This is a genomic window from Pseudarthrobacter equi, from assembly GCF_900105535.1.
Taxonomy (GTDB): Bacteria; Actinomycetota; Actinomycetes; order Actinomycetales; family Micrococcaceae; genus Arthrobacter; species Arthrobacter equi.
The window spans coordinates 1,349,956-1,365,207 of record NZ_LT629779.1; the positions used below are offsets into that span (position 1 = coordinate 1,349,956).

A 15,252-nucleotide genomic window follows, 5' to 3' on the forward strand; every position below is an offset into this window, starting at 1 on the left:
TAAGGACAGAACAATGACTGAAACCCTCCGCGTCGCCGTCATCGGTGCCGGGCGCATGGGCGCCGACCACATCCAGCGGCTCCACCAGCGAATCCACGGCGCCGAAGTGGCCGCCGTCGTCGACGTCGACCTCGCCCGTGCCGAGGCCGCGATCGAAGGTATCCCGGGCGCTGTGGCCCTCGCTGACGCCGAGGAAGCGCTCAACAACGGTGACGTCAACGCCGTCCTCATCGCCACCCCCGGCTTCCTGCACGAGGAGATCCTTTTCAAGGCCATCGCCAAGGACATCCCTATCCTCTGCGAAAAGCCGCTGACCCCGGATGCAGAGTCCTCGCTGAAGATCGTCGAGGCTGAGGTGGCGCTGGGCCGCAAGCGCATCCAGGTAGGCTTCATGCGGCGCTTCGACGCCGAGTACGCCGCGCTCGGCTCCATCATCCGGAACCAGGAACTCGGCGAACTGCTGATGTTGCACCACCAGCACCGCAACCCCACCACCCCGGCGGGCTTCACCAACGAGATGCTGATCAACGACTCCGTGGTCCACGAGTTCGACGCCATCCGGTTCTTCACCGGCGAGGAGATCACGTCCGTCCAGGTCCGTCTCGGCAAGGCCACCAAGAATGCCCCGGCCGGCCAGCACGACCCCCAGCACGTCCTGATCGAGACCGAATCCGGCGTCCTGGCCGACGTCGAAATCTACGTCAACGCAAAGTACGGCTACGAAGTGGCCACCCAGGCGTCCTTCGAAGAAGGCGTCGTCAGCATCGGCGGTGACAAGGGCCCCTACACCCGCAGCGCCGGACGCTGGGGCGGCAGCGTCACCCCCGGTTTCGAAGAGCGCTTCGGCGCGGCGTACGACGTCGAAATCCAGGCCTGGGTTGACGCGGCACTTAAGGGCGAAATCGGCGGCCCCTCCGCCTGGGACGGGTATGCCACCGCAGCGTGCTGCGAAGCCGGCGTCGAGGCACAGAAGAACGGCGAGAAGGTTGCAGTGAAGCTGGCCGCAAAGCCGGACCTCTACAGCTAGTTCCACCTTTTCGGCCTTCCTGATCCACAATGGAGTGTTTACGTGAAAATCGCACTTGACCCCACCCCGTACCACCACTCGCACAGCCTCCTGGAGTTTCCGCGGGTGGTGGCGGACCTTGGCTACAAGTACATGCAGATGACCCCGCACGGGGACTTCATCCCGTTCTACAACCACCCCAAGGCGGACGACGAGCTGGTGGGCCAGCTGGGCAAGGCGTGCAAGGACGCCGGCATCGAGATCGCCTCCATCCTGCCCGTGCTCCGCTGGTCCGGACCGGACGAGGACGCCCGTGAAGCGGCAGTCCGGTACTGGAAACGGGCCATCCAGATTGCTGTGGACCTCGGCGTCAGCACCATGAACACAGAATTCAGCGGCCGGCCCGAAAAGGCAGAGGAATCCGAGCGGGCGTTCTACCGGTCCATGGAGGAACTGCTGCCCATCATCGAACGTGAGGGCATCGACCTGCTGATCGACCCCCACCCTGACGACTTCGTGGAGGAAGGCCTCGCGGCCATCCGCGTGATCCGGGGCGTGAATTCGAAGAACGTGGGCATGGTCTACGTGGCCTCGCACAGCTTCCACATGAAGAACCAGCCGCTGGAGATCATGCGGGCGGCGGGGGACAAGCTGCGCCTGGTCCACGTGGCCGACACCATGGACCACCACGCCTCGCACGGCCTGCGCTACATCACCAACCCGCCGGGCAACCCGGTCCGCGTCCACCAGCACCTGAAGGTGGGCGACGGCGACGTGAACTGGGATGAGTTCTTTGGTGGCCTCAAGGAAATCGGCTTCCTGGACCGCGAGGACACCGTGATGGTCTCCAGCGTCTTCGCCGAGGACGACAAGGCGGATGAGGTGTCCCGGTACCAATTGGCCACCATGGAGCAGTATGTCCAAAAGGTCAGCGTATGAGTTCGCCTGCTCCTGCCCCTGCCGCAAAAGAAGCGCGGCCCGGAAACCACAAGAAGGCGCTCCGGACCGTCACCATCATCTCCACGTTTGGTGGCCTGCTCTTCGGCTACGACACGGGCGTCATCAACGGCGCGCTGCCGTACATGCAGGAGGACCTGGGGCTGACGCCGCTCACCGAGGGGCTGGTGACGTCGTCGCTGCTGTTCGGTGCGGCGTTCGGTGCCTTGTTCGGCGGCCGGCTGGCTGACCGCAGCGGCCGCCGCAGGATGATCATGGTCCTGGCCGTCATCTTCCTGATCGGGACGCTCGCCTGCACCTTTTCGCCGACCACTGAAGTGATGATCGCTGCGAGGTTCATCCTGGGCCTGGCCGTGGGTGGTGCCTCGGTTACGGTCCCGGTTTACCTTGCGGAAGTATCACCGAGCGACCGCCGCGGGCGGATCGTCACGCAGAACGAGCTGATGATCGTCACCGGCCAGCTGCTGGCGTTCATCTTCAACGCCTACCTCGGCAACACCTTCGGCGAGGCCGGCGGCATCTGGCGCTGGATGCTGGTGATTGCCACCCTTCCTGCCATCGCGCTGTGGATCGGGATGAACTTCATGCCCGAGAGCCCCCGCTGGCTCGCTTCCATGGGCAGCTTCGGCGAAACGCTCAGCGTGCTGCAGCGGATCCGGTCCCAGGAGGAGGCCAGAAAGGAGTTCGAGGAAGTCAAGGCCATGGCCGTGGAGGACTACAAGTCCAAGATGGGCACCTGGAAGGACCTGGGCATACCGTGGCTCCGCCGGATCTTCTTTGTGGGCCTCGGGTTGGCGGTGATCCAGCAGATCACCGGCGTGAACTCCATCATGTACTACGGCACCCAGATCCTGTCGGAATCCGGATTCGGCCGCGAAGCGGCCCTGACCGCCAACATCGCCAACGGCGTCATTTCGGTGCTGGCCACGTTTGTCGGCATTTGGTTGCTGGGCAAAGTGGGGCGCCGCAGGATGCTCATCACCGGACAGGTCGGTACGACGACGGCGCTGCTGCTGATCGGGCTCTTCTCACTGATCCTGCCGGAAGGCTCCGTCCGGGGTTTCGTGATCCTGGCGCTCACCGTGACGTTCCTGGCCTTCCAGCAGGGCGCCATCTCACCGGTCACCTGGCTGATGCTGTCCGAGATTTTCCCGCTGAAGATCCGCGGCCTGGGCATGGGCGCGTCCGCGTTCCTGCTGTGGATCGTCAACTTCCTGGTGGGCTTTGGGTTCCCGCAGCTCCTGGCGGCCATCGGGCTGTCCAACACGTTCTTTGTTTTCGCCGTACTGGGTGTGGGCGCCATCGCGTTCGCCGCGAAGTACGTTCCGGAGACCAAGGACAAGAGCCTCGAGGACCTGGAGCACTACTTCAAGAATGTTGCCGGACAGAGGCCCGGGACCGCCGTCGGGAAGGCGAACTAGCCCAGACCGCATGTCGTAGCCCGCAGACAGGCGATGCCCCTCCGGTGAATCCCGGAGGGGCATCTGCTGTTGGTGCCGGAAGGTGGGCCGTGGCTACGCCGGAACGTGAAGCGTGGGCAGTGCACCCACCAGGGGTGCAAGTTCCGGCAGCGCCTGCGCCTGTTCGAGCGCCCGCTCCAGCGTTGCGTCGTGGACCGGGCGGGCTTCGGCCAGCAGCGTGCTGCCGCTGGGGGTGAGCTCGGTGTAGATGCCCCTCCGGTCGTCATCGCACAGGATCCTGGTGAGCAGCCCCCGGTCCTCGAGCCGGTTCACCAGGCGTGTGGTGGCACTGGGGCTAAGGGCCGTGGCCCGCGCAAGCTGCTGCATGCGCATGTGCCAGCCGTCCTGCCGGTTCAATGCGTCCAGGACGGTGTACTCCACCACGGACAGCTTCGACTCGGCCTGAAGGGACCGTTCCAGTTCGCCCTCGATCAGGCCGTGCAGGGCGGCCAGGGTGCGCCAACCCTGCGCCCGGACTTCGACGGCGTCGTCCTTGATACCCATGGTTGCTCCTTCCGGGAAGCCGGCGACAGAGGGTCGGCGGCGGTGCACACAAGTAGTTGCTTGCGCGGTATATTTGCATGTGCAACAATAAATACCGCGCTTGCAACTATTTTAGGCGCCATCCCCCCACAGAACAACCAGAACAGCTCAAAGGAGCATCACCATGCCTGTAGGCCTGATCGCCCTCGCCCTCGGAGGGTTTGGCATTGGACTCACTGAATTCGTCATCGCGGGCCTCCTGCCTGACGTTGCCGCCGACTTCGGGGTCAGCGAAGCGTCTGCCGGGTGGTTCATCTCGGGCTATGCGCTCGCCGTGGTGGTAGGCGCCCTGGGGTTGACGGCGGCCGTGACCCGGCTGGAGCGCAAGCCGGTCCTGGCCGGCCTGCTGGTGCTGTTCATCGCCGGGAACCTGCTGTCCGCAACGGCTGCGGACTACTGGCCCATGATGTTGGGCCGGGTCATCGCCGCGCTCTCGCACGGCGCCTTCTTCGGCATCGGGGCCGTGGTGGCTGCCGGCATGGTTCCGCCGAGCAAGAAGGCCGGTGCCATCGCCCTGATGTTCACCGGGCTTACTGCCGCCAATGTGCTGGGCGTCCCCTTCGGCACCCTGCTGGGCCAAGCCGCTGGTTGGCGGGCCACCTTCTGGGCCATCACCGTGATCGGTGTGGTGGCGCTCGCGGGCATCCTGGCGCTGGTGCCCAGGCAGGCCGGCGCAGCCGAAGCCGGCGGAAGCCTGCGTTCAGAGCTTGGCGCGTTCCGCTCCGGCCAGGTGTGGCTGTCCATCGTGGTGACGGTCCTGGGCTTCGGCGGCATGTTCGGCGCGTTCACCTACATTGCTTACACCCTCACAGAAGTGTCGGGATTCGCTGCCTCAACCGTCCCGTGGCTCCTGATCGTCTTCGGCGTCGGGCTATTCGCCGGCAACACCCTTGGCGGCAAGGCTGCGGACCGGAACGTGGACCGCACCCTGCTGGTGGTGCTCGCCGTCCTGGCTGTGGTGCTGGTGGCGTTCGCCCTGGTGGCAGCCAACCCCGTGCTGACCGTGGTCTCCCTGGTGCTGATGGGCGGTTTCGGCTTCGCCACCGTGCCGGGGCTGCAGATGCGTGTCATGAAGTACGCCCCGGGTGCGCCCACCTTGGCCTCCGGCGCCAACATCGGCGCCTTCAATGTGGGGAACGCCCTGGGCGCCTGGCTGGGCGGCGTCACCATCACGGCCGGCTTCGGCTACACGTCGCCCATCTGGGCCGGAGCTGTCATTACCCTGGCGGGCGTGGCCGTCATGGCCTTCGCCGCGTCGGCTGCCAAGCGGAGCGAAACCCGCATAGGCACGCCGGCCGAAACCCCGGACGGTGCGACGGCGGAGGCCGCAGGCGCGGTCCGCGTCTGAACTATCCGCCAGGTACGCGATGGAGGCCCGCTTTCCGGGATTTTAGGTGGCCTGGTCCCGAAAGAACATTCAGCGGTCGTCCCGCCTCAGCAAAGTGCGACGGGGGGAAAGACGCGAAACGTAGGAGCAAAAAATCTGGACTCCTATTGGCGCTCTAAGGGTATCTATAGGGCCGGCACCCGGCGCGCCTCGCACGATAGGAAATCATTTTCCGGACACCACGATGCCAGCCAGTGTCCCGCTGTTCCGCTGCCGTAGCTGATCGAGGCGTCAGCCGTTCCATCGGTCAGGATAACGTCAGAATTATGCGCGAACCGTTGATAGTGGCCCTCAGCCTGTTCTTTGTTGTCGGATGCATAGCGACCTTCCTATGGATCCGCGCGTTGGAGCGCAGGACAAGCCACCTCGGATGGTCGGATCGACGTCAGGGGTTCGGTAAGCGACGCCAGATTCAGTTTGCCCTGTGCGCGGCAGCGGCGGCGGCCATCTATTTGCTTGCCGTCTACGGGCCCCTGCGGTTCCCGGGGACCGTAGGAGTTAGCGGAGCTGGGCTGGTACTCCTTCTCGTGTCTACGGTTTGGTTCATATTCCGCAGAGACATAGCGCAGTATCAGTACCAGACCGTCATGACAATGTTCAACCGCAACCGACCCGAGCAGGATGAAGAGCAACGACAAGTCAAAGCCATGGAATCCCTTGGAATTGGTTTCAGTATCTTGTTCTTCTGCACCGGGATTCTGTTGATCACCCTAAGCATCGCGTTTTCTTGACGCTGACCCTCCATCTGCCCGCCGAAGGATCCTCCAAAGGTCGCCTCCCTGTCTTGTGGAACCAAGAAATCGGGTAGGCCAGACTCGGCTGACCCGCCGGCGGTATTTTGATGAGGGGACAGAGTTGGTTTCACCGTTGTAGCTGGTCAGGATCAAAGGAGTTGCAGAGATGAATGAGCGTCAGAGGCTGACTGTTCCCGATCTCGTTGGCCAGCCTGTGCACATTGCCCAAGAGATAGCTGCGAACATTGGGTTTGGTCTCGCCGCCGGGGACCCTGACGGGCCTGGACTTCGTTCGCGGACCTGGCCAGGGTTGTTCTGGGTGACCTCCCAAGATCCGTCCCCTGGGTCGATTCTTGGGCAGGGGAGCCAGATTCGAATTACTTTCGTTCAGGACGGCCAAGCCCGAAGTGACGTGCCGGAGCAGACAGGCGGGCCTAACCCCTCACTTAGGAGTCATGCGGAGCCTGAGACGAACGAGTGAGCCATGTCTGGAGAGGGATCGGCTTACGGGCGCGAGATCCTCTATTGCTGGTAGGGCGTCTCCAACTATTCGAGCTGGCCAAAGTCTCTCGTCATTACCAAACTTTCCCAATGCCAGACGTGCGAGACGTTACGCTGTGGTCAGTCGTAACGTCATAGGTTAAACATAGGAAGATTGATGTCCTCTATCGCAATCGCCGGATTAGCCGTGTTGGCCGTCGGCGGGTTCCTGTGGATGCTCTCCGGTCGAATGGCGAGATTTGGCGCCAGGACCAGGCCGTTTCCCCGACCAGGGTCTGATCCCGAGGCATACAGGAAACGGACGCTTGCTATTGTCCGATTTGTAGCGACCGCCTGGGTCATCATGGGTTTTGGTCTGCTCGTCTATTCGGTCGCCCAGGGGAAGTAGGGGCACGTCGCAAGTAATGAACAGCGGTCACCATGATTGGAGTCTTTTATGGCCTACCGCAGTTCGCAGAAGCGCCCGCAAGCCTATGGCGCACCGCAGCGACGACGCCGCAGGCGGCTCCGGCCAGTCTTAAGTGGGGATCCTTCTTAGGCCTTCGGAGGCTTGGCTCTTGAATTCTTTCCTCTGAAGCGCCACCACAGGTAAAGACCACAGAAGCCGAGTGCAACCGCGAATAGGGATGCAACTCCACGCCACCAGACAAAGGGCTGCCACAGTGCGAACAGGACCGCCCAGGCGAAGAATGAGGCACTTATCCAAGGGTTTGGAATCTTGTTGGCCATGCTGCCACCTTTCGACGCTAAGCCCCCAGTTTTTTTGATGCGACGAACCTACGGCGCAAGTCTCAGAGGCTAGCACTGTCCACTCTTTGATAGAGAGTCAACACCGCCCCCGGTTCTTCCCCCGGAATAAGTGAAGGCCAAACCTAGGGACGGCATGTGCCCATGCCCAGCCACTCCGACGTGTGCCCGTAATACGATCGGTTTACGCGCGTGACAGAACCTTATGAGTGCGGTGGCGTCTATCAGGGCTGGTCTTATCAAAGCGCCGCCGCACTCAATGCTGTCGTGACGCACCGTGCCAGGACCTTGGTCGCAGTTACACGATGGAAGCCCGGTTGATTTCCCAGTAGCGAAGACCGGCTTCCTCAAAGCGTGACTCCAGCGCCTCAAGACCGTCGGCGATTTTGTGGTCCCGTTCGGCTTTTGTAATCGGTAGCAGCCAAAGGAACTCCACGTGACGGTCGCCGACGTGTGCGATCTCCAAGTCAGGGCCAAACGGGTATGGCAAGGACACCAAGAAGTAATCGCACTGGGAGCCGGCCATCCACGGCTCCCCTAAAGGAAGGGTATGCCCGAGGCCCAGCTTTCCTCCTTCGTGGTAGAAGACAGTCATCGCGAGGAGTTCGACGGCTCGAATGTCTTCGGTAGCCGTGCAGAGTATGAATTCAGTCCCAACGTTCTTTGCGTCGGTGGCAGCCCAACCACCCACAGATATGTAGGTCCAGAGTTTTTTGGGACTTGAGGGGGCTACTCTCAACACTCGGAAGTGGGGGTTGTGCTCCAGTATGGGGCCTGAAGGCCAAGTAAAGGCTTGAATTTCGCGCCCATCAAAAAAGTTGCGCACATGCTGTTCGAGCGTCCCGCAGACGTCGTCACAAGGGGGGAAATCGGCCACGGCTACACACTAACCCAGCGGTAGAGAATTCTTGCCGCACCGGCCTATCAACCATGTCCGCAGCTTATTAGTAAATGCTTGCGCGCAGAGGCATCTGCCGCGTCGGTAGAGGATCGGCTTACGGACGAGGTTCCCCTAGGGGGCGACGTCAAGCTTGGTGTTGCTGTGTTTGGAATGGAAGCGTTAGGTCCGGGGCGTGAATTGGACTTGGATGTGCTTGAGCTCAGTGCGGGGAAGCACCGCGGTCACCACGCCGCCGCCTGCCAGTTGGGCTCCGATACCGTAGACGAACGGGTCCGTATCGACCTCTGCACCGGGCATATCGACTCCGTTGATGACGGTCCTGGCCTGGCTGTTGACCATCCGGCCGGTAACTGTGGGGGCGTGCTGGTCCCACGGTTTGCTGCCCGGCCAGAGCTCTTGCCGATATTGGTTCATGAGGATGTGGTTGACATGGTCAACCAACAGGCTTCGAACCGAAGAACGCTCGGACGGATCGCGGTGCCAGGTGGTTCGCACGGCATCCTCAAGTTGCGGGTAACGCAGGCGCGCCACGAAGGGCTGGGACTGGTAGACCCGGCGAGCAGCGAGAGTGTATGTCCTCCTGTTGCTGCAATCTGGCAGACCAGCGAGAGGCGCCCGTTAGCCGATTCTCATACGCGCCACTCCCAAGTCGGTGCCCTGGCCCATCCGAGTGCCACTGAAGAGGTGGACTCAGCGTCCCTTACCCGGGCGAAGTGGGACTTGCTGATTGACTGAACCATGATCAAGCTTGAAGTCAGAATCAGGTACCTCATCAGCGACCTATGGGTAGATCCGAGTTTGATGGGGTGGACCCGCCGCTTCGAAAGTGGAGGCGAGAGCATTGAGATCAGGTTTCCCGAATCGCCGGACGAATTCACAGCCGCTGATTGGGAAACAGAAACGCCGCCCACACCATCGGTTGTTCCGGTGCCGGGTGTGTACGACGAACCCGGCTGGGACAGTCGGACCCTTGCCGTGCGGCTTCTCGCTGTCAGCGTGACACTCGAGGCCGACCTTCCCTCTGAGCGCCCTGAAGATCCTTTTGAAGGCGAATATGGCACTGCTTTGCAGCAGGCATATGAACGTGGGCTTAAGCGCTCCGAAAAAACGATGCAGGCATTCCTTGAATGGCTCCGCGCACTGAGCCGCCAACCTTGGTTGGGGCTTGTAGCGGATGCTCCTCGTCAGTATGGGCGGGGCGGCGTCTACTACGCCGCAACAGGTGAGCCAATAGCTGGATTCGGTCGCGGGATCAGTAGAACTTTCACATCCTCACGCAGCCGGGTCAACTACTCTCAACTAGACGAGGCAATCAGGGGAATTGAACAAGGTAATCCGGTCCCCCCGTCTCAGGCCCTTCTGGCGGACGCCTGGCACTTGATGGACGGTACGGATCGACCTGACCGCATCCGCGCCATAATTCTTGCGGCGATTGCATGCGAAATCAGGGCCCAGGAACACCTTCGGGCGGCCGCGAATGAACACAACGAGAGCGCGATCAACCTTCTACTTCGCAAAGGATCCACACTGCAATACCTTCTCAACGACGTCATGACGGTTGTCTGCGACACCTCACTCAAAGAGTCCGACCCAGAGCTTGCGCGCCACGTCCAGTCACTTTCGGCCAACAGAAACTCCCTCGTCCATGAGGGGATCACAAGTTTGCGGAGTCCTTTGCTTCTGTCCGCCCCAGAAATCGGGCAGCGTGTTTTCAACTGGCTTGAGAGTCACGCACATCAACAGACTGCAGCAGCGGCTCGAAAGTCCCCAGCAGCACAAACATGACCAGAGACCTACCACAAGTTCGATGAGGACCCGCATGAGGGGTGAACATTCATCCGACCCATACAACGAGGATCACTCCCCTGCCGAGTTAAACCCGCCCGGAAAAGCGCACACTGGAGGATCGCCAACCGGACGCCTGGCCGGTCTAATGGCCATCGGTCCGAGTGTTCGGTCATTCTTCTTGGCCTCATGCATCATCGGGCTGAGGCGGCCGTAGAGCCAAGCAAGCAATCGATGGGTGACCCGTGGAACACCTACGCCGCCCACCAGACCGCCGATAGGATCTTAAGGAAGAAACGTCCCCGATGTCCCGGTTCTGCGCACTTATCGGCGCAGGCGATTTTCTACAGAGTGGATTTGGCATGGCTAAACGAAGAATGCACGGCACGTGGATCCTTTATCTCATCCCCCCATTTCTCGTGGCCTACGGACTTGTTTGGCTTATGAGAGACGTCTGGAACTGGTTCTAAGCAACTGACGGCGGAGTGGCAGCTAGTGATGCACCACTAATAACGGCACTGCACCGTGGGTCTCCGTAAGACGATCCTCTACCGGGCGGGCGATGATTTACGTGTGGTCTTCCCACACGATCGACTAAATGTCATGATCGATGCGAGGTGTTAACGCCAACCGAAGATAGGGCCAGTTTTGCCGACTGAAAACAGGGCCACGGGTTGCTGTTCTATTGTGCCTGAAGCTGGGTTCTTGTCTTGTTCCGGAGTCGGTAGCTGCTGCCGGTGAGGTTCAGGACTTCTGCGTGGTGAACGATCCGGTCGATCATCGCCGAGGCCACTGTCGCGTCGCTGAAGACCTCGCCCCACCTGCTGAAGGCGAGGTTGCTGGTAAGCACTAGAGAAGCGTGTTCGTAGCGGGATGAGACCAGCTGGAAGAACAGGTTGGCCGAGTCCTGGTCGAAGGGGATGTAGCCGACTTCGTCAACGATAAGGAGCTTGTATCGGCGTAACTTGGCCAGTTCCTGGGGCAGGCGGCCGCGGTCGTGAGCTTCGGCCAGTCTCGATACCCACCCGGTCGCGGTGTCGAACAGGACGCGATGACCGGCGCGTGCGGCCCGGATGCCGATCCCGACGGCCAGATGGGTTTTCCCGGTGCCAGGCGGACCGAGCAGGACCACGTTCTTGGCTTCTTCCAGGAAGGCCCCGGTTCCCAGATGGGCAACGAGGTTCCGGTCCGCGGCGGGCTGGTGGTCGAAGTTGAACTCTTCCAGCAGCTTGTGTCCGGGGAACCTCGCGGCTCTGATCCGAAGGGCGGCCCCGGAAGCTTCGCGTTCGGCGACTTCGCGGGAGAGGACAGCAGCTAGGTATTCCTCGTGTGACCAGCCCGCCTCCCGAGCCCGGTCGCCAAGGGACCGGTAGCTGTCGGCGACCCGCGGGGCGCGCAGTGCGCGGGCGTAGTACTCGATGTCCTTCACCGCAGCGCTCACCGTGCTGCCCCGGAGAGTTCGCGGGCATCGTCGGGGATTGCGACACCGAACAGTTCGTCATAGATCGACAGGTCCCGTTCCTCCACGACGGTGGACCGTCCGGCCTTGACGCTGCGGTGGATTCGTCGGAGGGAGGCGGCCTTGTCGACATGCCCGGGGTCGGTGAAGATCTGGTGCCTTGCCCACCGCCGCTCGTGCGTGGCCAGCAGCCGGCCATCTGCGCTCACAGTCACCTTTTCCAGGTCTGCTTCGACGTTCACGATCCGCCCGATCGCGCCCGGATCCACGGAATAGTCGTTGGAGAAGACCCGCACGTAATAGTCACGTGGAAGCCGGACGCTGCTGCGGAAGGCGAACTCGGGCGCCACCGGCGTCAACGGCCGCATTGCATCCCGGTCCCGGACGAAAAGCTCGACCGGGCGCCCGTGCCGGGTCCGTGAGTAGCGGGCGTTCGCCCGCGGCAGCCAGTCCGCGAGCTGGTCGTTGAAATCCAGCGGGGACGCGAACGTCCGGCCGGGCATGAAGCCCTGGCGGAAGTAACGGTTCATCCGCTCCACCATGCCCTTGGATTCCGGATCCCTTGGCGGCAACTGCCGGATCTCGCAGCCCAGCACGCCAGCGAACGCCGCCGCAGGCTCGGTCAGCCGGCCCTGGCCGATCCCCGATTCGTTGTCCCAGACCAGCTGCTTGGGCACTGCGCCGGCCTCCTGCAGCAGCGACCACATCCCGCCCAGCAAATCAAAGGTCGTGCGGGTCGGCAGCATCCTGGCCTGGATGTATCCGGAGAACGCGCTCGTCATCACCAACACCGGAGGCTTGCCCTCCTGCCCGTGCCCCAGAGGCAGCGGCTCATGCGGAAACCACAAATCGCACTGCATCGCCTGGCCCGGTTCATGAACCAGCCGGTCCACCGGATCCGCCGGCATATACTCGGGCCGGAGTCCACGGACCTTGTCCCGGAATAAGGATGCAGAGCCCGTCCAGCCGACGCGTTCGGCCAGTACCGAAGCCGGCATCGTCGGCGTCTGCACCAACAAGGCACGCACCTGCGCCGCGTAAGCATCAAAACTCGATCCGGCCGGCCTCCGCTCATACTTCGGCGGCCGCTCCGCCTCCAACGCCCGGTCCACCGTCCCCCGCGAAACCCCGAGCTGTTTAGCCAGCTCCCTCTTGGAGATCTTCTCCGTCGCGTATCGGTGGCGTATCTGCGCCCAAACATCCAATGTGATCACCTTCCATAATGGTCAGTGGCCTCATTTTCAGTTGGCGTTTTTGGCCCTATTTTCGGTTGGCGTCAACACGAGGTCGGCCGAAGGGGCGGTAATGCGAAAGAGGTTTCTAACTCCAGCGCTTATTCTGCTGCTGGCTTCGTGCGCTGCAACCGCCGATCCGAAGGATTACCCACGTATCGCTTCCGCAGATGATCGTTGGGGCGTAGGCGTAGCTGACCCGGTGTTCGCGTCGTTAGCTGAGTGCGAAGACGATCCGAGCGTGGAGTCAGCTATGCAGAGCGGAGACCTGCCGTCCTCTCGACTCGGTTTTCGATTGAAGGCTGGAGCCTCTGAAACAGATGCTGTCCGAGTAGCGGACTGCGTCGCCAGGCTTTTGAGCGGCGGCGAACTCGCGATCGTGTCCCCTGACGCTTAGTTAACTCAGCGGGCTTGGCCACCCGCGCGTAAAAGGATTGGCTAACGGGCCCCCGTTGAACCGCTTCGCTCACGACGTTTCAGTTCCATCCAAGCAAGCGTCGCTTGGTAGAAGCAGACAAGGGCACAGGCAAAAACTGCCACAGCCATCCATGTTTTCAGCGAGGTGTTCCATTCGAACAACAGGACGCTGCCGAGAAGGAGGCTAGTACCACTGAGAAAGCTGCTCAATCTCAAAGAACTCAATTGAGCAATTGACGATCGACGAATCTTTTCACGATTCATGCCTAAAGATAACAGGGCTGTTGCGGAACTTCGACAGCTTCTAGCGGAGACCAGGCAGGTGACCATTAAGCCGGTGGCGCCTACCGTCCGAAAAGTTGGCAACCCGCCGCCGTATGCCAATAGGGGCTGGCCCACCGAACACCAAGCGGCCGTAAAGGGATCCCTAAACGCACGGGCTCGCGTTTCTTCCCCACGCCCACGCCCGGAACCGAGCCGCAAAGGCAGATCCGAGCTTTCGGGTATTTCACAGGAGATTTACAGGTTAAACACACCTTATCCTTATGCCGGGTTCGAAGGATGAATTGTGGACCTGGCACAGGAGAGACTGAAGAAACTGCGTTTCTGCCGAAGTGGAAGTGATAGTCGCAGCCGGCTTTTCGGGACGTTGCGAAGCCGGCTGGTAGGTCTGTCGGCGGCCGCGATGCTGGTCGTCTTTGTATTGCTGAATCTAACAATGGGAGTTCTGCTGCGAGGGTATCTGGTCGATGAGATTGATAGCCGACTCCTTACATCCTTCCCAGTCCAGAGCGCGCGCCATCAGCCGACGGAACGCTTCGGGCCGCCTGACTTTATCGCGGCCCGCCAGCCACCAGATTCCCTGGGGGCGATAACTGTCAATGGCACCGTAGTTCAAGCTGGCATCTACGACCGGACGGGCAACCTCCGCACACTCAGCGACCCGGACGTGGTCGCAGTCGCGGCCGCTGGGCCCACGGAACGGCCCTCGACCCTCAGGCTTGCCGCCGGCTCGTACCGCTACATCTCAAAGCGTCTGCCAGGGGACGGGAGCACAGCAATTCTCGGGTACTCGCTGGAACCCGTGGACAACGTCATACGTCAGCTGACGATCTTAGGCGCCGTTTTATCCATTGGCGCATTGTTGGTCGCCGTCCCCGCTCTCTACGTCCTTTCCGGACTCGCTCTCCGATCGTTGGAACGACTGACCTCGTTTGCCAAGTCGATAACCAAATCAGATCTGAACGAAAGGCCCTTCACCATCGAGCCTCCACGCACCTCGCCCCGGGACTCGACGGAAGTAGTGGCCCTCTCCCGCGCAACAGGTGACATGATTCGAAACGTCGCTCAAAGCCTGGCTGCACGGGAGCGAAAGGAAGAGCAGCTTCGCCGCTTTATCTCCGATGCGAGCCACGAACTTCGAACCCCACTTGCCGTCATACAGGGCTATGCCGAAATGGCCGGGCAATTCGCTCATGCCGCACCACAGATCGCCCCGCTTCTGACGGAAATCAACTCTGGGACAGAAAGGTTAGCCGGCCTCGTCAGCAGTATGCTGACTTTGGCCAGGGCTGATGCTGCCGAAAATATGCGCCAAGAATCGCTGGATCTCGTGGCCCTTCTTGAAGAACGTATTTTCCGCGCGATCGAGCAGCACCCAACCCACTCCTGGAGCCTCACGCCTGTCGATGACCCCGTTCCCTTCATCGGGGACTTAGGGCAGCTGACCTTAGCCTTCGACGCAGTAATAGATAACGCCGCGCAGCACAGTGGTTCGTCATCGGCCATCCACGCCGAGGCCACGACACTCCCCGATCAGGTAGAACTATCCATCGCTGACAACGGGCCCGGGATTCCCGATGAACTAGGCGAGAAGGTCTTCGAACCATTCGTGACCGGTGAAACTTCCAGAGCACGAGCCAAAAGCGGGACCGGACTCGGACTACCAATCGCCCGAGCGATTTTCCAGGCCCACCACGGAAGCCTCACAATGTCATCCCGTCCAGGCTGCACAAGCTTCACCATTCGACTTCCACTTGAGCGGTAAAGTCCCGGCCACGTTGTCTTGAAGGGCCTATCCACGTTGGGCGATCCTCTACCGGGCGGCCAACCGTGGATTTACA

Annotated in this window: 13 protein-coding genes; 8 read left to right on the forward strand and 5 right to left on the reverse strand. The window is 61.5% G+C overall.

What is annotated here, in order from left to right; genetic code table 11:
* The first annotated feature begins 13 nt into the window (after positions 1-13).
* The 3 genes from BLT71_RS06145 to BLT71_RS06155 are packed head-to-tail and all read left to right on the forward strand — an operon-like array spanning position 14 to position 3,384.
* Positions 14-1,027: a Gfo/Idh/MocA family protein gene (locus BLT71_RS06145; protein ID WP_091718488.1), complete on the forward strand. Its 1,014-nt coding sequence runs from the start codon at positions 14-16 to the stop codon at positions 1,025-1,027.
* A gap of 42 nt (positions 1,028-1,069) precedes the next feature.
* The gene (locus tag BLT71_RS06150; RefSeq protein ID WP_091718490.1) at positions 1,070-1,945 is read left to right on the forward strand and encodes a sugar phosphate isomerase/epimerase family protein; all 876 of its coding nucleotides are present in this window, start codon (positions 1,070-1,072) and stop codon (positions 1,943-1,945) included.
* On the forward strand, positions 1,942-3,384 hold the full coding sequence (locus BLT71_RS06155) for a sugar porter family MFS transporter (protein ID WP_091718491.1): 1,443 nt from the start codon (positions 1,942-1,944) through the stop codon (positions 3,382-3,384). The genes BLT71_RS06150 and BLT71_RS06155 overlap by 4 nt, the downstream gene beginning before the upstream one ends.
* Positions 3,385-3,477: 93 nt before the next feature.
* Here BLT71_RS06155 and BLT71_RS06160 read toward each other — a convergent pair whose 3' ends face one another.
* Positions 3,478-3,927, reverse strand: coding sequence for a MarR family winged helix-turn-helix transcriptional regulator (locus BLT71_RS06160; protein ID WP_091718493.1), 450 nt, complete (start codon positions 3,925-3,927; stop codon positions 3,478-3,480).
* A 163-nt stretch (positions 3,928-4,090) separates the two neighbouring features.
* Here BLT71_RS06160 and BLT71_RS06165 point away from each other — a divergent pair, with 163 nt between their 5' ends.
* From BLT71_RS06165 to BLT71_RS06175, 3 genes are all read left to right on the forward strand, one after another.
* Entirely contained in the window at positions 4,091-5,314 is a 1,224-nt protein-coding gene (locus tag BLT71_RS06165) for an MFS transporter (RefSeq protein ID WP_091718495.1), read from the forward strand.
* 305 nt (positions 5,315-5,619) lie between these two features.
* Positions 5,620-6,084, forward strand: a complete 465-nt coding sequence (locus tag BLT71_RS06170) for a hypothetical protein (protein WP_091718497.1) — start codon at positions 5,620-5,622, stop codon at positions 6,082-6,084.
* Between the two features lie 169 nt (positions 6,085-6,253).
* Positions 6,254-6,568, forward strand: a complete 315-nt coding sequence (locus BLT71_RS06175; protein WP_091718499.1) for a PASTA domain-containing protein — start codon at positions 6,254-6,256, stop codon at positions 6,566-6,568.
* A gap of 1,065 nt (positions 6,569-7,633) precedes the next feature.
* On the opposite strand, the gene BLT71_RS06185 is transcribed toward BLT71_RS06175, so the two are convergent.
* Positions 7,634-8,212 (reverse strand): suppressor of fused domain protein, encoded by a 579-nt coding sequence (locus BLT71_RS06185; protein ID WP_091718502.1) that lies wholly within the window; start codon positions 8,210-8,212, stop codon positions 7,634-7,636.
* Positions 8,213-8,395: 183 nt separating this feature from the next.
* On the reverse strand, positions 8,396-8,731 hold the full coding sequence (locus BLT71_RS06190; RefSeq protein ID WP_231994463.1) for a hypothetical protein: 336 nt from the start codon (positions 8,729-8,731) through the stop codon (positions 8,396-8,398).
* A gap of 243 nt (positions 8,732-8,974) precedes the next feature.
* Between BLT71_RS06190 and BLT71_RS20345 the strand changes: the two genes are divergently transcribed.
* Complete coding sequence (locus BLT71_RS20345; protein WP_157693431.1) at positions 8,975-10,021, forward strand: hypothetical protein; 1,047 nt, start codon at positions 8,975-8,977, stop codon at positions 10,019-10,021.
* A 682-nt stretch (positions 10,022-10,703) separates the two neighbouring features.
* On the opposite strand, the gene istB is transcribed toward BLT71_RS20345, so the two are convergent.
* Both istB and istA read right to left on the reverse strand, forming a co-directional pair.
* Positions 10,704-11,462, reverse strand: a complete 759-nt coding sequence (istB, locus tag BLT71_RS06195; protein ID WP_091718504.1) for an IS21-like element helper ATPase IstB — start codon at positions 11,460-11,462, stop codon at positions 10,704-10,706.
* Positions 11,459-12,694: an IS21 family transposase gene (gene istA / locus BLT71_RS06200; RefSeq protein ID WP_091718506.1), complete on the reverse strand. Its 1,236-nt coding sequence runs from the start codon at positions 12,692-12,694 to the stop codon at positions 11,459-11,461. The genes istB and istA overlap by 4 nt, the downstream gene beginning before the upstream one ends.
* A gap of 1,003 nt (positions 12,695-13,697) precedes the next feature.
* Here istA and BLT71_RS06205 point away from each other — a divergent pair.
* Positions 13,698-15,176, forward strand: a complete 1,479-nt coding sequence (locus BLT71_RS06205) for a sensor histidine kinase (protein WP_091718507.1) — start codon at positions 13,698-13,700, stop codon at positions 15,174-15,176.
* The last annotated feature ends 76 nt before the right edge of the window (positions 15,177-15,252 follow it).

Coding starts and splice junctions, on each gene's coding strand:
- BLT71_RS06145 (WP_091718488.1), top strand. CDS start 14: ATGACTGAAACCCTCCGCGTCGCCGTCATCGGTGCCGGGCGCATGGGC.
- BLT71_RS06155 (WP_091718491.1), top strand. CDS start 1,942: ATGAGTTCGCCTGCTCCTGCCCCTGCCGCAAAAGAAGCGCGGCCCGGA.
- BLT71_RS06160 (WP_091718493.1), bottom strand. CDS start 3,927: ATGGGTATCAAGGACGACGCCGTCGAAGTCCGGGCGCAGGGTTGGCGC.
- BLT71_RS06165 (WP_091718495.1), top strand. CDS start 4,091: ATGCCTGTAGGCCTGATCGCCCTCGCCCTCGGAGGGTTTGGCATTGGA.
- BLT71_RS06170 (WP_091718497.1), top strand. CDS start 5,620: ATGCGCGAACCGTTGATAGTGGCCCTCAGCCTGTTCTTTGTTGTCGGA.
- BLT71_RS06175 (WP_091718499.1), top strand. CDS start 6,254: ATGAATGAGCGTCAGAGGCTGACTGTTCCCGATCTCGTTGGCCAGCCT.
- BLT71_RS20345 (WP_157693431.1), top strand. CDS start 8,975: ATGATCAAGCTTGAAGTCAGAATCAGGTACCTCATCAGCGACCTATGG.